The organism is Halorhabdus rudnickae, from assembly GCF_900880625.1.
GTDB classification, from domain to species: Archaea; Halobacteriota; Halobacteria; order Halobacteriales; family Haloarculaceae; genus Halorhabdus; species Halorhabdus rudnickae.
On the sequence record NZ_CAAHFB010000005.1, the window covers coordinates 1 to 21,028 of the forward strand.

The 21,028-nt window shown below is 60.7% G+C and carries 14 protein-coding genes and 2 pseudogenes; 11 read left to right on the forward strand and 5 right to left on the reverse strand.

What is annotated here, in order from left to right; all coding sequences use genetic code 11:
• The first annotated feature begins 112 nt into the window (after positions 1-112).
• The 6 genes and pseudogenes from BN2694_RS13400 to BN2694_RS13430 all read left to right on the forward strand — a co-directional run bounded on the left by BN2694_RS13400 (position 113) and on the right by BN2694_RS13430 (position 11,139).
• On the forward strand, positions 113-1,300 hold the full coding sequence (locus tag BN2694_RS13400) for a hypothetical protein (protein WP_244605462.1): 1,188 nt from the start codon (positions 113-115) through the stop codon (positions 1,298-1,300).
• On the forward strand, positions 1,293-2,312 hold the full coding sequence (locus tag BN2694_RS13405; protein WP_135666448.1) for a hypothetical protein: 1,020 nt from the start codon (positions 1,293-1,295) through the stop codon (positions 2,310-2,312). Before BN2694_RS13400 ends, BN2694_RS13405 begins: the two co-directional genes overlap by 8 nt.
• A complete protein-coding gene (locus tag BN2694_RS13410) occupies positions 2,309-4,315 on the forward strand; it encodes a VirB4 family type IV secretion system protein (protein ID WP_135666450.1) in 2,007 nt (668 codons plus the stop codon). Before BN2694_RS13405 ends, BN2694_RS13410 begins: the two co-directional genes overlap by 4 nt.
• Positions 4,312-8,343, forward strand: a complete 4,032-nt coding sequence (locus tag BN2694_RS13415; RefSeq protein ID WP_135666452.1) for an ATP-binding protein — start codon at positions 4,312-4,314, stop codon at positions 8,341-8,343. Before BN2694_RS13410 ends, BN2694_RS13415 begins: the two co-directional genes overlap by 4 nt.
• A 317-nt stretch (positions 8,344-8,660) precedes the next feature.
• Positions 8,661-9,752 (forward strand): annotated as a pseudogene (locus BN2694_RS13420) (phage NrS-1 polymerase family protein); the annotation flags it as partial.
• Between the two features lie 538 nt (positions 9,753-10,290).
• Entirely contained in the window at positions 10,291-11,139 is an 849-nt protein-coding gene (locus BN2694_RS13430) for a DNA-binding protein (RefSeq protein WP_135666456.1), read from the forward strand.
• A gap of 460 nt (positions 11,140-11,599) precedes the next feature.
• On the opposite strand, the gene BN2694_RS13435 is transcribed toward BN2694_RS13430, so the two are convergent.
• The 3 genes from BN2694_RS13435 to BN2694_RS13445 all read right to left on the reverse strand — a co-directional run bounded on the left by BN2694_RS13435 (position 11,600) and on the right by BN2694_RS13445 (position 14,345).
• Entirely contained in the window at positions 11,600-11,893 is a 294-nt protein-coding gene (locus BN2694_RS13435; RefSeq protein ID WP_135666458.1) for a hypothetical protein, read from the reverse strand.
• On the reverse strand, positions 11,890-13,503 hold the full coding sequence (locus BN2694_RS13440; RefSeq protein ID WP_135666460.1) for a HesA/MoeB/ThiF family protein: 1,614 nt from the start codon (positions 13,501-13,503) through the stop codon (positions 11,890-11,892). Before BN2694_RS13440 ends, BN2694_RS13435 begins: the two co-directional genes overlap by 4 nt.
• A gap of 542 nt (positions 13,504-14,045) precedes the next feature.
• Positions 14,046-14,345 carry a multiubiquitin domain-containing protein gene (locus BN2694_RS13445; RefSeq protein WP_135666462.1) on the reverse strand — a complete coding sequence of 100 codons (300 nt, stop codon included), beginning with the start codon at positions 14,343-14,345 and terminating at the stop codon, positions 14,046-14,048.
• A gap of 353 nt (positions 14,346-14,698) precedes the next feature.
• On the opposite strand from BN2694_RS13445, the gene BN2694_RS13450 reads away from it, so the two are divergent.
• The 4 genes and pseudogenes from BN2694_RS13450 to BN2694_RS13465 all read left to right on the forward strand — a co-directional run bounded on the left by BN2694_RS13450 (position 14,699) and on the right by BN2694_RS13465 (position 18,261).
• Complete coding sequence (locus BN2694_RS13450) at positions 14,699-15,253, forward strand: winged helix-turn-helix domain-containing protein (protein WP_135666465.1); 555 nt, start codon at positions 14,699-14,701, stop codon at positions 15,251-15,253.
• The gene (locus tag BN2694_RS13455; protein ID WP_135666467.1) at positions 15,253-16,656 is read left to right on the forward strand and encodes a hypothetical protein; all 1,404 of its coding nucleotides are present in this window, start codon (positions 15,253-15,255) and stop codon (positions 16,654-16,656) included. The genes BN2694_RS13450 and BN2694_RS13455 overlap by 1 nt, the downstream gene beginning before the upstream one ends.
• A 116-nt stretch (positions 16,657-16,772) precedes the next feature.
• Positions 16,773-17,163, forward strand: a pseudogene (locus BN2694_RS13460) (TFIIB-type zinc ribbon-containing protein); the annotation flags it as partial.
• Positions 17,164-17,334: 171 nt separating this feature from the next.
• Complete coding sequence (locus BN2694_RS13465; protein ID WP_135666469.1) at positions 17,335-18,261, forward strand: transcription initiation factor IIB; 927 nt, start codon at positions 17,335-17,337, stop codon at positions 18,259-18,261.
• A gap of 100 nt (positions 18,262-18,361) precedes the next feature.
• Here the strand turns inward: BN2694_RS13465 and BN2694_RS13470 are convergent, their stop codons facing one another.
• Positions 18,362-19,150: a CBS domain-containing protein gene (locus BN2694_RS13470; RefSeq protein ID WP_210408981.1), complete on the reverse strand. Its 789-nt coding sequence runs from the start codon at positions 19,148-19,150 to the stop codon at positions 18,362-18,364.
• 81 nt (positions 19,151-19,231) lie between these two features.
• Here BN2694_RS13470 and BN2694_RS13475 point away from each other — a divergent pair, with 81 nt between their 5' ends.
• Complete coding sequence (locus BN2694_RS13475; protein ID WP_135666471.1) at positions 19,232-19,579, forward strand: hypothetical protein; 348 nt, start codon at positions 19,232-19,234, stop codon at positions 19,577-19,579.
• An 18-nt stretch (positions 19,580-19,597) separates the two neighbouring features.
• On the opposite strand, the gene BN2694_RS13480 is transcribed toward BN2694_RS13475, so the two are convergent.
• Entirely contained in the window at positions 19,598-20,962 is a 1,365-nt protein-coding gene (locus tag BN2694_RS13480; protein WP_135666473.1) for a restriction endonuclease, read from the reverse strand.
• Positions 20,963-21,028 lie beyond the last annotated feature (66 nt).

The following is a 21,028-nucleotide window of genomic DNA, read 5'->3' on the forward strand; positions in this document are numbered from 1 at the left end:
CAGCGAGAGCGGGACGATCGTTTCCCAGTAGTAGCCGTGGCCGGCCGTCCACGGCTACTACTGGGAAACGATCGTCCCGCTCTCGCTGTCGCTGTGGGGGCTTGCGATCGGCGTGGTCATCCTGCTGGAATCGACGAGCCACCTGTTCAGCAACTACCACCGCTCGAAGCTCAAGAAGCGCGCCTTCTCCGGACTGATCGGGATCCTCTCGTGGTGGTGGCTGGCGGCGCTGTCCCTGCGATTTATGGACGCGCTGGCGAAGTTCCTGCTGCCCTCACTCGAGGAGATCGCGCTGTTCGAGACCGCGTCCTTCGCGGCCATCGGCGTCATCGGGCTGGTCATCTCGCTGTCGGTCGATCTCGCCCTCTTCGTCATCATCGGGCTGATCTACCTGATTCGACAGCTGGTGCTGTACCTGTTCGTCCTGCTGATGCCGATCCTGATCGTCCTCTGGGTGCCTGGCGTCGGGCCGTTCACGCTGGTCTCGCGGTTCATGAAGAAGCTCGCGGGATTCTACGTGCCGTTCCTGTTCATGTCGGTCCCGGTCGCGCTGCTCTTTCGCGTCGGGGGCCTGCTCGGCCAGAGCGCCAGTCTCTCGGCCGGCGGGATCGGTACCTGGCTGACGGCGCTGGTTGTGCCGTTCGCGGCGGTACTCTCGCCGTTCGTGCTGTTCTGGCAGGCCGGCGCGATCATGTTCATGGCCGACCGGGCGGCTCGCCACGTCTCGGCACAGCGAGCACGCCGGCGCTCGACGACCGGTAAGGAACAGGTCCAGCGCGCCGGCCACGCCGGTCGGAACTTCGTCCGCGGCGTTCGCGACGAACCGGCGGTCAGGACCGACGGCCAGACAGTGTTCGGTTCGGGCGACTCGACGGCCCACGCGGCCGGTCGGCGGGTGAACCGGACCGGCTCACGACTCGGCGAACGGTTCCGTCGCGGCGGTGACGACGGAGATGGTGGCGGATCGGGGCGGCGGAGCAACGGCGGATCTGATCGACGAAGCAACGGCGGAAACCGCGAGTCGAGGACTGACGAGGCCGCCGGACGCGGTGACGCCGGTTCTGGTGACGGCGGCGGTCGCTCGACGACCACGGGCTCAGGTCGCGACCGCAGTGACGATCGGTCCGGCCGAAGTTCCGACGAAGGTAGCAGTAGCGATTCCAGCGGCGGGACGAGTCGTGACCGCGACACGAGTCGAAGCGACCGCAGTCGCGACACCCTGCGCGACAGCGACACCACGGGCGAATCGAACGGCGACGCGAGCGACGACAGCGGTTCTGCAGGTGAGAGCAATGAGTAACGGAACGGACCCATCCAAACGCATTCCGAAGTCACTCGGTACCGACACGCAACTCCTCGGGCAGTACTCGCTGACCGACCTCATCGTCGCCGGCATGCCCGGCGTGATCGTCATCCTGCTGACGCAGGTGGTCCTGCCGACGGACCTCGCGGTCGCCGGTATCTCGGTGACTGTGCTCACGATCCCGCTCGCAGTCGTCGGGATCGCCGTCGGCGCGACGTTCGTCTACCTGACGCCCGGCTACACCAACAGCCTCGACTGGCTGGAGCAGTTCGTCGGATTCCACCAGAGCGACTCGAACCTCGACCACGAGCAAGCGAAGGAATACACGCACGTCGAGCGCGTCCTGCCCGAGCACGACGCCGTCGTGCGGACCGACGGCGCACTCGTGGGCGCGGTCCACGTCGAACCGGCGACGATGGCGCTGGCGACCGACGACGAATGGCAGTCGAAGGCCGAGGCGTTCCAGGACTTCGTCAACACGACCGTCGAGTTTCCGGTGCAGTTCTACTCGACGACCCAGTCTTTCCCGGCCGACGAGTACCTCGACGCCTACGAGTCGCGACTCGGCGATCCGGACGTCGAGGCGAACCCGAAGCTCGAGGCGCTGATCGAACACTACGTCGCCTGGTACGAGGACGAACTCGTCCGCCGGCAGATGACGATCCGGGACCACTACGTTGTCGTGCCGGTCACGCCGGCGGAGGTCCGCTTCGAGCGCGACGGGATCGTCCAGAAGATCGCCGACCTGCGCGTGATCGGGACGCTCGTCCGGGCGGCGACCTCGCCGCCAAAGGCCGCCGAGCAGGCCGCGATGGCCGAGGAACTCGACGAGCGTCTCCGACGCGTCGAGCGTGGCCTTCGCGGGATCGAGGACGTGAACGCCAGTCGGATCGACGCGACGGAGTTCACCCGCGTCATCGGCGAGTTCTGGGCCGGTCGCGACCTCGAACACGGCGATCTGGCCCACCGCATTCGAACCACGCCCCTCGTTGGAGGAACTGACTCATGATTCGCGAGAAGCTTCCATTCCCACGAACCGACGACGAACAGCCAGACGAAAACGAACACGGAGCGTCCGACAGTAGCCACAGCGACGACGGCGACGAAGGCCGCGAGACGCGAGCGGTCACCGTCGAGTACGACCGGTCGGACGAGGCGGTCGGCACCGTCCCGGAGATCCACCAGTCGCTGGTCGCACCCTCGGCCATCGAGCGGACGCCCGCCGCGATCCGGACCGGCGATCGGTGGGCGAAGACGCTGTGGGCCGGCGAGTATCCCGACGCGCCGATGGATGGCTTCCTTGAGGAAGTCTACGCGGCCGCCGAAACGCGAACGACCGACGTGAGCATTCACCTCGATCCGCGCGACACGCAGGCGACGCTGGACACCCTCGAAAACCGGATCGAGGACCTCCAGGCCGACCTCGAGTATCTGACCGAGAAGCACCGCGCGAGTTCCCGCGGCGTCGAGAAGGACCTCGCCGACCACGAGGAGATGTACGACGTCCTCCGGAACACGCCGATGGAGGCCTTCGACATCTCGACGTATCTCGCCGTTCGGGGCGAGGACCGCGACGACGCGGACGCCAGCGACGTGATCACGACTGCGCGGCGAGCGCCAGCGAATCTGACGCCCGTCGCGCCGCGCTGGTCACAGTTGGACGCGCTCACCGCAGCGAGTCCGATCGCGACCGACGAGTTCGACGAGACGCTGGACGCGACGACGCCCATGCTCGGCGGCGCAGTCGGCGCGATGTTCCCCTTCGTTTCCGGTGCGTTCGCCGAGCCAGGGATCGAATACGGCACCTACGCGCTCAACGAGAGCCCGCTGATCCTCGATCGCTTCGCGCGGGAAACCGGCTACTGTACCATGATTATCGGCCGCCTCGGCGCGGGCAAATCCTTCGCGACGAAGTTGCGACTGGTTCGGCGGGCGATGTACGACGAGGATACGATCGTCGTCATGCTCGACCCGATGCGGGGGTTTGCGGGCGTCAGCGAGGCCCTCGGCGGCGAGCAGATCACCGTCGGTGGGACGCGCAGGCTGAACCCGCTGGAGATCAAGCCGACGCCCGAGCACGTCCTCAACGCGGTGGATGACCTCGACCCGTGGGGCGAGCAGATCACGTGGGTGATGACCTTCTTCGGGACGTTCTTCGAGCACGTCGCGGACAACCCGCTCGGCGAGCGCAGTCAGACGCTCCGCCGGGCGACGCAGGCGGCCTACCGCCGGCAGGGAATCACGCGCGATCCGGCGACCCACGCGAAAGCGTCGCCGACGATCCGGGACGTGATCGCCGTGCTGGAGGACTTCGCCGCCGATCCCGGCGAGTTCGGCTACGAGACCGACGGCGAGAAACAGGCCGTCCGCAAGGACGCCGAGTCGCTGCTGAAGGACCTGCGACCGTCGTTCCGTGATGAGGGGGCGTTGGCCAACCTCGCGAAGCCCACCGAGTTCGACCTGGATTCGAAGGTCATCTACCTGGATCTCCACCAGGAGGAGGGCGCGGAGGGCCGAGCGGAGACGACGCTGACGATGCAGGTGCTGTTCAACAGCGTCTACGAGCGCGTCAAGCAGACCGAGAAGAAGGTCGTGTTCACCATCGACGAGGCCCACTACCTGATGAACGACGCCTCGTCGCTGGACTTCCTGGAAACGGCCGTCCGGCACAGCCGGCACTTCGATCTGAGTCTGGAGTTCGTCACGCAGACCGGCGGCGAGTTCGCGCTCACGCCGGAGGCCCGGACCATCGCCAATCTCTGTTCGATCACGCTGCTCCACCGCGTGAACGAGGAGGACGACAAGATCGCACAGTGGTTCGACCTGAACGATCGGCAGGCGAGTTGGGTCACGTCGGCGAAGGCCGGCGAGGACGAGGACGGCTACTCCGAGGCGCTGATCGGGATCGATCAGGAAGGCTGGTTCCCGCTGCGGATCCGCGCGAGCGACTACGAGGCGAGCGTGATCGACGGCGGCGGGGACTTCGACGGAGGTGGCGAGTCGGGGACATGACGCGGGAGTACGTCCAGGTCACGCCCTTCCGGAGCGACCTCGCGCCCGGGACGGTCGTCGAACAACTCGGCGCGCTGCATGCGCTCGATTCGAATAGTGGCGGTTTGCTTGCCGGTCTCGACTCGCTCGGAGACGGCGGGCCACCCACCTTCGAGTTTCTCACGATCAGCGCCGGCAGCGACGAACCGGTCGAGTTCTACTACGGCGCCGACCGGCGTCTCGACGCATTCGAGGAGCGACTCCGGACGCTGTATCCCTCGACGTTCGTCGTCGAGCGCGCGCAGGTCGATCCGATGGCCCGCCTCGTTCCTGACGGCGAAGTCGAGGACCGCGAGAGCGACGTGATCGACGAATTCGAGCCCCGGGGCGTCCGGTGGGTCGGCGACGCGATACGCACGCGGGACTGGATGACCACGATTCCGGCGTTTACCGACACAGTCGGGCAGGGCGATGACCACTCCCGCGCGCCGCTGGCACCGCTGATCGATCGACTCACCGCTGCCGACCATCCGGTCGCGTTCCAGGTACTCTTCGAGCGCAAGCCCGACTGGACGGCAGACGCTCGGGCCCGCGAACGACGCCTGCGCGACGGCGAAGATCGTCTCCTCGATCGATTCCTGAGCGAACTCTTCGTCGGGGCCGGCGCCGACCGCAATGCGGTCGATGCGGACGAGTTCCAGGACCCCGGCGGTCGCGAGCGTGTGACTTCGATCGAGAACAAACGGCCCGGACGGACGTTCACCGCGAACCTGCGAGCGCTCGCTCTCGTTCCTGACGAAGAGAAGGGTGAAGACGACGAAGACAGCGAGGCAATCGATCGGCTACTCGAGGACCTCGTGCCTACCTTCGATCACCTTTCGGGAACGCACTACGGCGTGACGGGGCGGCGACTTAGCGATGGCTGGCTGGAGGAGCGCCGCGCCACCCGCGCATTCGCTCGCTTTCGCGAGCGCGAGATCACCACCGGTCGATGGGGATCGATTCGGCCCGACCTCGTACTCAACGCCGACGAACTCGCGAACGTGACGGTCGTCCCGCCCTCGACACAGCTCACGACCGAGGGCGGTCGCGGTGCCGAGGCGAACCCCGAGAGTCGGTCGCCGCTTCCCCGGCCGACGGCCGACCACATGGACCAGTTCCGCGAGGGGATGGCGATCGGGTACGCCCTCGACGAGAACGGCGAACCCGAAGATGAACCCACGCGCGTCCCGCCAGGCTTGCTCACGACGCACTACCTCCGGGCGGCGACGACCGGCGCCGGCAAGTCCAAGGCCCTGGTCAACGACGCGCTCTCGCTATACGAGGCAACCGACGGTCCGGTTGTGCTGATCGACCCGAAGGGCGACGGCATGAGCGAGAACTACATGCGCGCCCACGCCGCCCGCTTCGGGGCCGACGACCTCGCGGCGAACGTCCTGCACTTTCCCGTGCCGGACGTGCTGCCGGGCTTTTCGTTCTTCAATATCGAGCGCGACCTCGATGCCGGCCGAGCGCGGGTGGACGCCGTCCAGAACGTCGCCGATCACTACGAGGAGATCCTGAAACTCGCGATGGGCGAAAACCGTTACGAGCAGGCTATCGTCGCGCCGAACCTGATCAAGTACCTCGTCAAGGCGCTGTTCGACGAGGAGTACGGACGCGAGAACGGCCTCTACCGCGAGTCCGTCGATTACTTCGCCCACACGCAACTCGAGCACGTCCTCGATCAACTGTGGGCCGCGGGCCCGCCGGACGGTGACATCAGCGAAGCCCCGCAGGCCAGTCAGAACGAGGTCCAGCGGAAGATCAATCGCCAGCTCGAACTCGATTCGAACACCTTCGCGACGGTCATGGGCGGGGTAAGCAACCGCCTCGATTACGTCACTCAGGACGCCCACCTGCGGCGGATCTTCGACAACACCGAGCCCCGCTTCGACTTCCGGGACGTCCTCGACGAGAACACGGTCGTCCTCTTCGACCTCGGCGACCTCCGCGACGAGGCCGCCCGACTGATGACCGGCGTGATCCTGACGAACCTCGAGGATGCCCTGGAGACCCGCGATCGGACCGTCGATGAACTTCCAGAGGACTACGCGGTGAACCTGCTCGTTGACGAGGCGGCGTCGGTCGTCGTCTCGGACGTGATGAACGACCTGCTGGAGAAAGGCCGGAGTTTCGGGCTCTCGGTCGGTCTCTCCCTGCAGTTCCCCGAGCAGATCGAGGCTGAGGGCGACCATCAGGTGTATCTCAACGTGCTCAACGACGTGGCGACGACGCTCGTCGGCAAGATCGCCGTCGATCGCGAGATCGCGCGGGCGATGGCCCACGAGGAGATGGACCCCGCAGCGTTCGCCAACCGGATCCGGTCGCTCCCGCGCGGCGAGTGGATCGCCCAACTCCCGAGTCCGACCTTCGGCGAGACCGGGCCCGAACCGTTCAGTCTCGAACCGCTGCCGATCCCGGATGGTCATCCCGAAAGCGACGACCCGCTCGACCGCCGCCAGGAGCGGCAGTTCGCGGACGCCCTCGAACGGGTCCACGAGCGAACGGCGGCCGAGTACGGCGTGCCCGAAGACGACGATCTGCCGGTCGATCGAACGCCCGACGCCGTCCGGGAGATCCTCGGCGCGGACGATAGCGGTCTGGATCGAGCGCTGGCGAGCGCGATCCGGATCGTCCAGATGCGGACTGGCGAGCACGAGACCAACGGTTGGGTGCCGGTCGCCGACGTGGACGACGAACTCCGGGCCTGTTACGACGCCGCCGACGTAGAAGAGCCACCGCCGGAGTACGAGACTCTTGCCGACGTGCGCGAGCGGTCGCGACTCATCAACGTAGATCTCGACGATTCGGGCGAGACGGTCGTCGCCCGGTTGACCGACGCGGGCGAGGACGCCGTCGCCATCGACACCGGCGACGTTCGAGCGGCCGGCGGGGATCGCCACGACGCCATGCTCGCCGAGATCGAGCAGGCGCTGACGCCGCTCGGATTCACCGTCACGATCGAGGAGCAGGACGGCGCCGATCGCCCCGACGCGACGGCGTTCCACCCGGACCTGGACGTCGAATTTTACGTCGAGGCCGAGACGACCACGCCCGACAAGCCGGCGAAGGTGCTCCGGAACTTCCGCCGAGCGCAGGACGACGGGTGCATCCCGCTGTTCGTCGTCGAGACTGGCGTCGAGTCGGTGACCCACTGGGCCGAGCGCCTCGACGGCATTCTGAATCCGCCCGTCAAGCGACGGACGGGCGGCGAGACCCACTTCTACATCACCGACGAGTCGATCACGTTCGGTGGCGGGGCCCGAGCGGAAGGTGGCGCTACTGCCGTCCGGCCGGTAACCGATGGATCGCGACGGACCGTCTGGGTCGAGGATGGCGACGAGTTTGTGCTTCGCGACGGCAAGGGGACCGATCACGCTCGCGTTGACGATCCAACCGACCCGTCGAAGGACCGATTCCCCGCGCTCTACAGCTACGACCCCGGATCGGGCGAGTTCACCGTTCGCGAGCACGGCGAGACACACGTCTACGACTCCCGGGACGCCTTCGAGGCGGACTGGGTTCGCGTGCGCCGGCCGTTCGTTCCCGCAATCGAGTTGGGCGACTCGGCGTTCGGGGCCGAAGCGTACGCGACCGTGATCGTTCCCGGCGATAGCGGGGACCTGGACGAACCGGTCGTCTTCGAGGACGGGGCGATCCGATCGCTCGACACCCTGACCGAGTTCGAGACTGGAACGGCGGACTCCACCGAGGAAGCTGATCGATGGGCCGACCTCGCAGATGACCCGGACGCAGCGATCGGCGTGTTCGCGGCCGAGCGTCTCCGGGAGGACGGTGACGCCACAGTCACGACGGCCGCCGTCTATGATGCCTACTGCGAGTGGGCCGAGGACCGTGGCTTGCCCGTCGAGTCGAAGAACTGGTTCGCCCGGCGATTGAGCAATCACGTCAGCTTCGAGCGGACGGCGGAGAACCGCGATGGTACGACAGTCCGGTGTTACGCGGGGATCGACCTTCAGGGGGGATCCGGCAATGACAGTGCCTGAGGCGTCGGTTCTTCCGAGGTTACGGTATCGAAACGAGGTGTGGAGAGTCAATCGGCGGCTCTACGCCCTGAATCGATCGATAGCGACGGGTTACAGTACTCCCTCGAATGCTGAAACACGACCACGAGGGGTGCGCCATCGCGTAATGCCGTCACATCTTGCGATTGTCGCTGTCTCGTTTCGCCAGTTACGCCAGAAACCGACCAATAATAGGTGGGGCAAGAGCGTCGGAACGGAGGGAACTATCCAGGGAGTAAGAGAGCGAACGATCGAGCGCGGAGGCGAGTGTCTATCTCGGCAGGCGAGGGGTGGCTGCCATGAGTGAGCGTAGTGAACCGGCGATCGAACCGGCGGCGATCCCCGAGAGATTGCGCGATCGAGAGCAGTGGATCTGCTGGCGGGAAGAGACGCGAGACGGGAAAGCGACAAAGGTGCCGGTCCAACCGGCTACGGACGAGTTCGCCTCGACTACTGACGCGGAGACGTGGACGGCCTTCGAGACGGCCTGGCAGGAGATCAATCGCGAAGACATCGAAGGAGTCGGGTTCGTTTTCAGCGAAGCGGGGCCGTTCGTCGGCGTCGATCTCGATGACTGTCGGGATCCGGACGGACAACTCGACGAGACGGCGCGAGATATCGTCGAGCGCCTCGACTCCTACACGGAGGTCTCTCCATCGGGGACCGGGGTACACGTCATCGTCGAAGGGGAGTTGCCGGACGGTCGAAACCGGCGTGGAAGCGTCGAACTCTACGATACGGCCCGGTTCTTCACCGTCACTGGCGAGCATATCGACGAGACGCCGACTCGAGTGGCCCATCGAAAAGACGCACTCGAAGCGGTCCATCACGTGTACGTTCGAGAGGACGACTCGAATTCGGAGAGGATAGACGATTCGGTCTCTGTATCGCCATCACAGCGAGAAGCGTCGGGGGCCGAGGCACAGTTGGACGACGCGGAGGTCCTGGAGAAAGCTCGGAGCGCCGAGAACAACCGGAAGTTCGAGGACCTCTGGAACGGACGGACGGCGGGCTACGAGAGCCACTCCGAGGCCGACATGGCGCTGTGCTGTCTGCTGGCGTTCTGGACGGGTGGCGATCGCTCGCAGATCGACCGTCTCTTCCGCCAGTCAGGGTTGATGCGCGAGAAGTGGGACGCAGTCCACTACGCCGACGGCAGCACCTACGGCGAGAAGACGATCGAACGAGCGATCGGGACTGTCGACGAGTTCTACGATCCGACTGGCGGAGCGGACGCTGGCGCGTCTCCGACTGACCTCGAGGGCCAGCGCCGCCGGACTCATCTCATCGAACAGAATCGCCTGCTGAAGGAGCGGATCGCCAACCTGGAGACACGACTGGCGGAGAAAAACGAGCGGATCGAGCAATTGGAGGGCAAACTTCAGCGACTCGGGCGTGGCTCCGATCTGTCTGCGGAACGGTCGAGCGAGTGACGATCCGATCGAAGATTTGTTTTTCCGAATTGGGTAGCGAACTCCTCGTGGACACTGTCCACGATAGAACCTGGTAAGCGGTGATTTTCTGTGTAATCGGTTGGTGATTAGGGCGGACTGAATATGGCTCGCCACGCTCGCCGCTGCCACCCTACGCGTCACTCGGCACCGACCGTTCCGGGCGGGCTTCCGCTCCAGTGGGTGCGGGTCCTGCCGGGCGTCCGGTTTGCCGCCAGCGGGTAAGCGCGGGGGATTGCGCTCCGGTCGGTGCTCATCCCGCCACGCTTACTCCGCTGGACGTTCGCTCCAGGCGGGTCAGCGCGCGCGGCTGTTTGTGCACGTCCCTCGGGCGCTCTCGCTCGCGCCCAAAGGGGCGCTCGCGAAGGCGCGAGCGAGAGCGCAGAGACGGTTCTGTCGGTCGTCATCGTGGAAAACCGCGATGCTGGAACATCGCGGTGGTGGCGCGTGAGCGCCTTCGGAATCTGGTGTGATTCCAATGTCAGGTAAACAGCTATCGACTAATGAAGTTTCGGTCGATGCACAGGCACTCGAACCAACGCGCGAGCGGAGCGGAAATGACGGAGTCGGTGAAGTCGTCGAGGACACGCCGGAGTTCAGGCCGTCGGTCCAACAGGAGACGCAGGCCAAGGTGGATTCAAATCACCCGGACGGAATGGTGCAGGACTTCTCGCACCTTACGCTGGAACAGGAAGAGCGGATCAAGGCCCGGGAGGCCGAACTCGAGCACATTAGCGCGCAGGCGGAACTCACGTCTCAGGACGGGCGAGCACGACGGACGCGTGAGGTCGTCATCGAAGATCGGCGGGAGTTGCGACGCGAGCGACAGAGGTCGGACCCACGAGAGCGACTGTCGCAGGACGAACTGGCGTCGGTGAATCGGGAGGCTGATCGGATCGCGAAGCGGTTCGACGGTGGGCCTCGACGAGCGGCCATCGCCCGGGTCCTGGCCGAGCGGGTGGTCCGTGGACAGGATCTCACGGAGGCAGTCTTCGAGACGATCGACGAGTGGAAAGCCGAACCCGGTGTGATCTGCCCGATCGCAGACGTGCCGGACGTGCAGTCGAACGAGGTGGACATCGAGGGTGAGGTGATCGAGCTGTGGGCTCCCTCCGACCCAGCCATAGCCCAGGTCGGCCTTATCGTGGACGAAACGAGCACGATCAAGTTTACGAGCTGGAAAAAATCAGATCCGAAGATCGTTCAGGAGGGCGAGACCGTTCGGATGTACGGTGTCAAGAAGAACTGGTACGACGGACGGTGTTCGGTCGCTGTGACCTACCACAGTCGGATCGAGTTCCCCGAACGGGACTGCTGGTGGGAGTAGCCGGTTTTGACAACAGGCCCATCTTTTTGTCGTTCTTTCTCTCTGCTATTAGTGTCGACCGCAATTGCCTGCAGTAACGTTTGTGTACTCCCGAAAAGGGTGCGGGAGCCACGGTCTGACGTGGCTTCGCATCCAACGATGTGTTCGACGAACCGATGCCCCGAATGTGGCAGTACCGACGTCAATCACCTGCGAATGCGCGTCGACGGCATGGATCCTTCGATCACGGTCTGTGTCATGATGTCCTGTACCAACTGTAAGCACGAGTGGTAAGAACGACCAGACAGAGACAAAAGAACTGAAAATCGTCTCTTATCACTTCTGTGCCGCCTCGCCCCACGGCCCACCTCCCCACCCTCCGCTCCGTGCTCGCTCCCTCCGGTCGCTGCGCGCGCAGCCACAACCCAATCCTTGAATTTTATACAAGAAAATCGGTTTAGCAGGAGGTCTACTATATGCTCTATCTCGAATAGCTCACGACTGTCAGAAAGAATGCAACTCCTCCGGAAGCTAATACGAAACCACCAAGTCCTGAGAATGCTTCAGAAAGAAATTCTGAGACAGCCGTTGTTGTAAACGCCGCTACGATCGTAACCATAGAGAAGAATACAAACCCCGGCCAGAATGGTAACAGTCGCCCGTCTCGACGATGAACCCCTATCGAACTGCGTCTCCCTCCGAATATCTCATTAATCCCATATCCGATGAGTACTCCAATCATAGCCGAAATTCCAACCGTCGTGATCGTTGTCACTGCTCATCACCTCCGTTCAGGTCTCGACGAATTTTCGCGTACTTTGGATCATTAGAGAGGGTCAGTTGGTGAGTATCGCCGTCAGCTAAGAGTGATTTCATCGGGCAGCCTGGTTTACAGCTACTAATGCCCTCCTCCATCGACCATGTGCCGGGCATAAACCGCCGAATCCCACGCTGGCCGCCGGCGACACCGAGTACGTAATCCTGTAGCCGGAGCGTTACCATCCCAGCGACGATGAGATTGACTGCATTTGTACTAGGCTCCCGATCCTCGCCAGTGGTCTCATCAGCACCCTCTGCGCCTTCATCCAACCCATAGTCCCCAGGCCCCGTCGCGTCGGGATTGTTCATTTCGTCATTAGCAGCCGTCTCGCGCCAGTGACGGGCACAGTTCTGGCATGGCTGCCCTGGACCTGCGATAGTTGCCTGTGCATAGGCGTTCTCGTCTAGTACCCCACCCGTGTTGTGAAGGTGCGATCCGCCGCTAATTACCGGCACAAGGTGAGCGTGAGCCATTTCGTCAAGAACTCGGGTGGGCCACTCACCTTCGGCAGCATGAATAACAACATCGCAATCAAGCAGCCGGTCAATAGCGCCGTACTGTAGTCGGGCTTCAACAACACTTGCTTCGTAGACGTCCACGGAAAATCCGGGTGCAGTCCCACCAAGTTGGGCGAGGCGCTCGGCTATATCGACCTTGGGACGTCGCGCATCTGCGTCTGCCCGACTCGCACCCTGGGCACGATTAAGATTCGCTGGCTCAACTCTGTCGAAATCAACGACGACGAGTTCACCGATACCCATCCGAGCGAGGTGCTCAGCGAGAATTGAGCCACCCCCACCAGCGCCGACAAGACCAACACGAAGTGAATTCAACTGCCGCTGTCCATCCTCACCCCACAATTCAATAGTGCTATCTTGTGTATCCAGTGAGATAGCTGCCGCCGCACCTGCAACGCCATCGGTTTTTTTAGACGTCGGGTATTCACGCAGTGATTCGCCCACGACACGTACACAATCCGCGTCGAAAGTCCGGGCTGATGACGGTGAATACGCCGCCTTCCCGACGTCATCAGCCGTATCTGGAGTATCGAACTCGTAGCCGATGACTCGCCACTGACGCGAGGTGTCTTTCACGATAGCAATTCCGAGCGGTGCCTCATCTCCAAGACGATTGGCGTCTTCAAAGAGGTCTTTCTCAGCTGTGTTTAGATCACCTACAGACGGGTTTGGAAAAGCCGTCTCGTCCCCTGTCAGGTTCGGATGGGTGTGAATATATAAAAGTCCAGCTGCGTCGCCAACTTCCCGGGCGCGAGCGACTGCCTCGTACCGGTAGTCAGCATCGAATTGAACACTCCCACCGTAATTGATGTCGCCATCAGCCGGATCGAGGATGTCGTGTACTAGAAAAGACACCCGGTCCTGGCCACTACTGCGTGTGATGACACAGATAACGCCTCGTTCCCATTCGTGCTCGGTTCGAGCATCCTCAAAGAGAATACGCTCAAGTTCGGTCTGCTGTTCCTCAGATAAAGCCAAATGGAACTCGTCCGCAGATTGTAGCAAATAGCTACGGTCCGTAAGCCGGTCTGGACGGTTGGTGGACATCGTTACTGCCCCTCCACTGGCGTACGCAGCACTTGTTTCATCCACGGAACCGCGGCCTGCATCTGGTCGGGACTCCCCTGCTCGTTGATATTCATATAGTCCCACCGTCGACTCCAATACAGAACCTGATCGACATCGAGAGCGCGACAAAGTGGTTCCGCGTGATCTCGATCGGTCTGTGTGTTGGTCGGGAGTTGGCCATCGATGCGTAAAACTGGATCAGTGGCGAATCCGTACTTTTGACCCGCTGGGAACGTGTCGGGTACTCGGATGAACACTTCGGCCCTATCGTGGTTGTAGTTGGCAAATCGACCAACGTTGACAATGCCCAAGCTAATGAATACAAAGTTACCCCCGCCTGGGTCATCGTCATTGGTGACCGTCACCAACTTCGGAGTTACTTCCGGGTGGGCCTGAAGCGTCTCAAATCCGTCCTGGAACCGATCTGAACGGTCGCGTAGAAGCTCATCGTGCTGGGAGTAGGTTCGGATGGTAGGAACCGCGTCAGCGCTCCCAGTTGCAGAGTCGTCCGTCGCCATATCTTACACGTAGTTCCGTCCGTCGCCCTTCGTGTCGAAGTGCTTGCGGTGTTGTTCGTCGAGGTGAACCGTGTCGCCCGGTGCGAATACTGCTTCTTCCGGACCGCCTTCGCCGCGGAGCGCCACGAGGTCATACGCGTCAGCACCATCGGGGAAGACGATCGCGATCAAGTCGCGGGCATCCACGGTCGAATCTTCGAATTTGGCCTTCGTCCCGTCAACGAAGACCACGTACTGCTTGTTGTTTCGGGGGGCGTTACCGTCGTCGTTCCGGCTTTCGCCGGGGTTGGAATCCTCACTCATGTATGTGGGACGCCACACGGAGGAGTGGAGCAACGCTTAACACCCGGCCAGACTGATAGTAGTCTAGTCCGGGTGACCCCAGCACCTCGGGGAGCCTAATCCCCGGTGGCTTCGCTGGCTGGTCATCGGGGCGATGCATCGACCTGCTCCGTGCGCCAACACCATCGCAGGTCGAGCGCGTCTTTCGTGGCGGCATGTACCAAGTCGGGAGGACCGACAGGTTACTGACGAATCGTTGTTGAAGGATATTAAAGCTATTGGGTAGATATCGCGCCTACAATCAGAATGCCATCGCTCTGTTGGCAAAGATTTTTATAGTAGTTGTACTAAACCATGTGATATGGTGTTGTTCAATGTCAGAAAATAACCGTCGCGATGATGAAGATGGAGAGATATCGGCATTGGAACTCGGTTCGGAATTACAGGACCCACTCGAAGACCTATCGGATGATGACCCGGATATAAAGGGGTTTGGCGATAATGAAAGCGACACGTTATCACAGGACAAAGTTCGACGTGCAGTCCGAAAGTTTGGCGAGGATGGGATCACGGTGAGCGAGATAATGGAGGTTACTGGGCTCGCGCGCAATACTGTTGATAAACATTTGACTCGGTTGCGACAGCTCCGTGAAGTGTACCGGCAAAAGCGTGACAAGCAGACCTACTTCTATTATCCAAACGGAAAGCCCCTACATTCGTTTGGGAAAAAGCGAATTGAGGACGGGGACACCATTTTGGATATTCAGCTGGCAAAAGGGAAGAATGACGACTTGTATTTCCACTTGACAGAGAAGCGCTTCTCGTTGATGGAAGGTGAAACCACAGAAGGAGCGGTCATCTTCCCGATGTCGTCACTTGATGAAGTCTTCCAAAAGATGCAAGAATTTGCTGAGGAGGCTGAAGAATAATGCAAGATATCAAATTCATCCAAAAGAACGAGCAAGGCCTTGATGAGGTCCGGATTAGTGAAGTCACAGGGATTGAGGCACCGTTCTACACCCCAGAAGTAAGCGGTCCAGAGGGTCTCCAATCATTACTTTTCGCACGTGACGCTTTGGAGTCCCACAGTCCGGTGATGGTAGCGGGACATAGGTGGCAAGATATTCGATCAAAGCCACGCTTCAAACAGGTTCGAGAGGACATTCGAGAGCTAGTAACCGAGCACCCGTTCTTCTATTACGAACCTGTTGAACTATTCCGTTATACTCGCCCTCAGAATTTGGTTACTTACGCGTTCCGCGGCGATCAGGCTCGTTCACGCGATTTCTACAGTGAACTACGGGATGGCAACTACAAAGACGCAATTGAGAAACTACCCCGCTTTTTCCAGCCTTTCATAGAAGCTCAAATGAAGGCCTTGCTGAAGAGCAAGGACCTCGCTGTCCCTATGAAATATCAGTCCCAAAATAGTGGCAAAGTCCACGAAGCCTGGCGGGACAAACGAGCGGATTCAGGGTTTACAGAGTACTTCGAGACGCTCGCTCAGGACGCAGGGAACGCACCTAATACTGCCCTCATTCCACCTGTACCCCCAGTGATGAAATCGACCGGGAAAGACGTCATCAGCCGCACACTGGGACTTAATAGCTATATGAGACAGCTGGCTGAGACAAAATGGAATGAACCCTCAAGTGGGTCAGTAACGGTATATCTCCACTTCTACATCGATCAGGGGGTTTTCGAGCCAAGTGATAATGGCAACGCCCAGCGGATCAAACAAGCCATTAAATCAGAAATACAGAGCGCATCCTACGCCGGCGTGGCCCTCACCATCTCAAATCTAGGTCGGGTATGGAACAAAGGGAATGAAAAAGCACTCGAGAGCTTCGTTACGGAAGTCGTCAATCTGGCACGTCAAGAGCATCTTCCGGTCATTCTCCCGCGGTCGGGCTATTACGGAATGTATCTAACTGATCACGGTGTTCAGACATTCTCCAGCCTGATGAATGGCAATCTCGAATATAATCGCCGAGGGGGAGGGATTGATGAACGTTCGAAGTACGGTACTATCCCAATATATGGTGCTGCACGGGAAGTGAATGCAGAAGAGTTAGACCAAGTGCTGGCACGCAATGGGGGCGAACTTCATGATATCTCCGGCATTCCGAGCTCGCCGCCAACATATAATCACTCTGCTGGATCATATAAAGCAAAGTACGGAAAAGCAATCCAGTTCCGAACTAGATTCGGAAAAGCCCGACGGATGGTCCATATCAAGGAAGCTCAAGAACTACGCGATGGACTCAGACGAGGGACAGCGCGACCTGCTCAACGTTACTTTGAGCGTTCAGATCATCCGGACCTCAGTTAGAGAGCTGAGTCTATTTCAGTCTCACTTACTCTCGTTTTTTGAAATATGTTTCATATCTCCATTGATGGGTGAAGGGGTCGCGACGACAGCGAGTTCCGAGTACATCGGCGATGACTATGGCAATTAGAGACGTCTACGGGACTGGATTCGATGAGGACGTCAAAAACAGATTCGAGTACCAATCAGTGCCCGGAGTGTGACCGCCACGTCACCACAAACGTCAAGGAAACCGTCTTCGAGGACTGCGGCCTCGTCATCGAAGAGCAACGCCTCGATAATGGGTCGGAGTGGCGAGCGTACGATGAGGACGAGCGGGAACGGACGGGCGCTCCGCTGATAGCAGCGCGTCACGACCGAGGGCTCTCGACCGAACTCGGGCGCAGAACAGGTGCGAACGGGAACGAACTCTCCGCACAGAAGCGCCGGCGACTCGCCCGGATGCGGCGCGAACAGACCCGTGGCCGGTGGCAATCGAAGGCCGAACAGAACCTCGCCCCCGGGTTCGGCGGGCCGGTTGGCCTCCAGTTGGACTAGATTCTCGTAGATCCACGTAGTGGAGACCCTCATTGGCGGATTAGAACGTGTTGATGCCATCATATTCCCGGTTCGGTTTTTCTGCCCCTGCGATGGGCGAGGGGCTCGAGACACACTGAGTCCCTCGTGAATTCGGTGATTCGCATGGCGACCAGCGATAGCTACGACCATCGATTCGACGAAGACGTACCGAGCGGATCAAACACCGGCTGTCCGGACTGTGGTGGCCAGGTTCGAACGAATTCGATCGAGACAGTCTGTGAGGACTGTGGTCTGGTTCTCCACGAAGAACCGATCGATCATGGGCCGGAATGGCGATCCTTCGAGGACGACCGAACGAATCCAGAACGCACTGGTGCTCCCCTCACGCCGACGAGGCACGATCGCGGCATTTCGACGGAGATCGGCCGGAAGACCGACGGAAAGGGCAACGATCTCTCGGGATCGAAGCGCAGGCAACTCGGTCGGTTCCGACGTGAGCACAGTCGAGCGCGTTTCCGTTCGAAGAGCGAGCGAAATCTGGCCCACGGCCTCTCCGAAGTCAGTCGGATCGTGAGTGCACTCGACGTTTCGAACGTGATCGACGACCAGGCGTGTGATCTCTTCCGGAGCGCTCAGAGCGAGGACCTGTTTCACGGGCGATCGATCGAGGCGATGGCAGCCGGCAGTGTCTACGCAGCCTGTCGGTGCAATCGGCTTCCGTGGACGCTCGACGAGGTGAGCGCGGTCGCACGGGTGAACAAGGACCGAGTCGAGAACGCCTATCGGGCGTTGAATCGGGAACTGAGGCTGCCCACGGTCCCGCCGTCACCGCAGCAGTACGTGCCTCGGCTGGCGTCAGAACTGGGTATCTCCCAAGAGGTGCGTCAAGAGGCGGAGCGATTGGCGAAGAAGGCGGAGAACCATCGTCTTGCGAACGGTCGCAATCCCATCGGAGTGGCAGCCGGTTGTCTGTACGAAGCGATTCAGCGAGGTGACGAAAGCGTGACGCAGTGTGCCCTTGGAGAGTGTGCAGACGTCTCACCGAACACAGTACGTGACCGCTGGCAAGAGCTCCAGCGACTCGAATAGACCCCAAATAGTGTCTATGGTGTTGTACAGCGGAAAAATAGATCTTTCAATAGGTGCTTATAACTCTCTTTCCAGGGTCCTGAAGACTAATCCCTGAGACTCATGACGAGAGGTTTTCGAGACAACTCTCAAGAGTCGTATACGTTTGTTCTACAGTACCGATCGTTCGCCCCTCCCCTAATCCACCTTCGGTGTTCTGGATGACCTGTTGGGAATGTGCAACCGCATTTCGCAACTCGGTCAAGTCATCAAGTTGGCTCGACGCCCGATGATCGCTCGAAAATCCACAGGCTTTCCAACACGCTTCGATATCGCTGACGATCGTCGCGAGTGTCGAAAACTGTGCGTAGTGAATTTCGTCGAGTTCAATATTCGATCGACGGGCCTCAGCGTGTCGCTCTTTGATGTCCTCAACCACGTTCTGATTGAGTGCAACTCGCTCTTTCCAGTCGGGCGCTACGTCGACGATGAGTTCACGGAACCGATCCTCGAGTAACGTGATTCGATCGAACAGGCGCATCCTCGCTGGGGATGTATTCAGATCCGCTCGCGTCAATATCCCTGTCAAGCGATTTTGACCACCGAGGAAATAGAACGGTTCCTCGTAGAGCGCCGCTAGCACTTCTTCGAACGTGGCGTCAGCTGAGATGATCTCTTCGATCGTTATCGGATTTGTATGATCCACAATGCGGTCGTCGGACGGAGCAACCTGTAGCTCCTCCAAAACGACATATCCTCGAATGTCTTCCCCATCACTTACTGGTGCCGCGTCGAAGCCTTCAGCTTCGAGCCACTCGCTCGTCTCAGCAACGGACGCGTCGGGAGGTTTTGTCGCGATCGTTTGCGTCGCGAGGTCGTCTGCTGTACAGACGTACCGATCCTGAACCATCGCTTCGAATCGGTGCCGCTCCGAGTATAACAGTTTGGTCGCCACAAGAAATAAGTTAAAGTAATCATTAACCTAGGAATGATGAGTGTAGGGCATTTCACCGATGCAGGTGGATACATTGACCACGGAGATGCGTCCGTCCTGTTTCCGGTCGAAGAGATCGATGCCGTCGTTCACACCCACCGCGACGCGGAACTCGCACTCAAGGACGCATCAGCCGATTCCGTCCTCGTTGTTCGCCCCACGGGATTTGCCAGCAGTTACGCACTCACCCAGCGACCGTTGACGGCGATCGAGGTCCTGTCACTGGATGATGAACTTCGGGAACTACTCGGAGAAGGTGTTGATGGCGACCTTTCGAACTTCGAACTCATCCAGGTGGGGAAAGCGGTAGCGCCGACGAAAAATCGCAGTCTCGCGGAGTTTTGACGAATTGCTACACGCCGACTAAATTACGCCCAGGGCGACAAGAAGACCGACAATCGCGAGGATCGTCATCACGAATCCGCCCCCGATCAGCGGTTTGTTCTCCATGGCTTTCTCGTGGATCGGCATGGTTTCATACTCCTCGCGGAACGCTTGGAGGTTCTCTTCGTCGTAGAAGTACTTCGTCTTCAGCGCGAACCGCTCGGTGACCGCACAGCCCGTACAGACTGGCTCACCTTCCACCCGTTCGGTCTTACTGTGGCTGTCGCAGGCGATCGCCCCGCAGTTGGGACAGTACGTGTAGGTTTCCTCCACACCACTGGTCTCGCAGTGAACGCAACGATGGATGCCGTCCTCACGAGTCGTCCGTGAGGGGCCGGCGGCGTAGTACTCGTAGGGGTAGGAATACTGCCCCAGATCGGTCACCTGGCGAACTTCAGGGAGGTAAACCGGTTCGATCGACTGGACCGAGATGTCCGAGAGATTCGGCTCGCAGGTTTTGTTGTACGTGACGTTGTTGTCGCCGGTGTAGGTCACCGTCGTCGTGTGATAGTCCTGCAACCGGTCGACAGCCCAGTCCTTGTACTCAGTCTGGGTCTGGCCGAACCGCCGCTGCTCGATTTCGTCGAAGATCTCCGCAAAGCGATCCTCCTCGAGATCAACCGTCGCGTGGAGATTCTCCGTGACCAGCGTCGCGACATCGTCGTCAGCCACTTGCGGATGGCCCCGCTCGGCGTGCACGACGAATCGCGTCCGATCGTTGATCCGGTGGATCTCGCCGACAGATGTCTCGAAGACGGCGTTGGTATCGGCCGTAATGGCAACAACCGGCCGAAACAGCACCTGTGAGTGCGGCGGCGGAAGGTCGCCGGCGTCGATATTCTCGATATTACGGAATGCTTCCCGGACGGGTGCCTCGACATCGGCTGCCGGGTCGTACGGGCGGAGGGCTTCATCACAAAGAATCTCGATGCGGCCGTTGTAGAGGTCCAGGCCGATCTCGTCGGCGATCTCCCGGAGGTCTTCGCCATCGAGGAGTTCGATGGGATGGGGATCGTCGTTCTCCCGGAGACGCTGGACGTACTCCTCGGCCGGGTTCGTAAATCGCCCCGTCGTGACGACCATCCCGCGCCTGGGTCCGTCGAAGTCGAAAGTGGCGACGGCCGAGTGGAGTTTCTGGACGACTGGTCGACCGACCGTTCCGGTGTGCTTGCACTCGACGACGATCGCCCGGCGAGTTCCGTCGACGACCTCCTCCATAATGACGTCTCGACCCTCGTCGGCCGTCCGCTCGGCCTGCCGGACGTCCTCGTACCCGAGGTTTCGGAAGACGTCCTCTATCAGGTCCTCAAACTCGAACCCCGAGAGGTCGTCCAGGACAGCCATACAGTGTAACTGCTTTTGTTCCCACTCTCAAATGTGTTCCCAGTTCTTGTTGGTCTTGCGTCGCAG

Excerpts from the sequence above, each read along its gene's own strand:
- BN2694_RS13415 (WP_135666452.1), top strand. The coding sequence starts at position 4,312 with ATGACGCGGGAGTACGTCCAGGTCACGCCCTTCCGGAGCGACCTCGCG.
- BN2694_RS13410 (WP_135666450.1), top strand. The coding sequence starts at position 2,309 with ATGATTCGCGAGAAGCTTCCATTCCCACGAACCGACGACGAACAGCCA.
- BN2694_RS13450 (WP_135666465.1), top strand. The coding sequence starts at position 14,699 with ATGTCAGAAAATAACCGTCGCGATGATGAAGATGGAGAGATATCGGCA.
- BN2694_RS13480 (WP_135666473.1), bottom strand. The coding sequence starts at position 20,962 with ATGGCTGTCCTGGACGACCTCTCGGGGTTCGAGTTTGAGGACCTGATA.
- BN2694_RS13470 (WP_210408981.1), bottom strand. The coding sequence starts at position 19,150 with ATGGTTCAGGATCGGTACGTCTGTACAGCAGACGACCTCGCGACGCAA.
- BN2694_RS13440 (WP_135666460.1), bottom strand. The coding sequence starts at position 13,503 with ATGTCCACCAACCGTCCAGACCGGCTTACGGACCGTAGCTATTTGCTA.
- BN2694_RS13445 (WP_135666462.1), bottom strand. The coding sequence starts at position 14,345 with ATGAGTGAGGATTCCAACCCCGGCGAAAGCCGGAACGACGACGGTAAC.
- BN2694_RS13465 (WP_135666469.1), top strand. The coding sequence starts at position 17,335 with ATGGCGACCAGCGATAGCTACGACCATCGATTCGACGAAGACGTACCG.
- BN2694_RS13430 (WP_135666456.1), top strand. The coding sequence starts at position 10,291 with ATGTCAGGTAAACAGCTATCGACTAATGAAGTTTCGGTCGATGCACAG.
- BN2694_RS13405 (WP_135666448.1), top strand. The coding sequence starts at position 1,293 with ATGAGTAACGGAACGGACCCATCCAAACGCATTCCGAAGTCACTCGGT.
- BN2694_RS13455 (WP_135666467.1), top strand. The coding sequence starts at position 15,253 with ATGCAAGATATCAAATTCATCCAAAAGAACGAGCAAGGCCTTGATGAG.
- BN2694_RS13475 (WP_135666471.1), top strand. The coding sequence starts at position 19,232 with ATGAGTGTAGGGCATTTCACCGATGCAGGTGGATACATTGACCACGGA.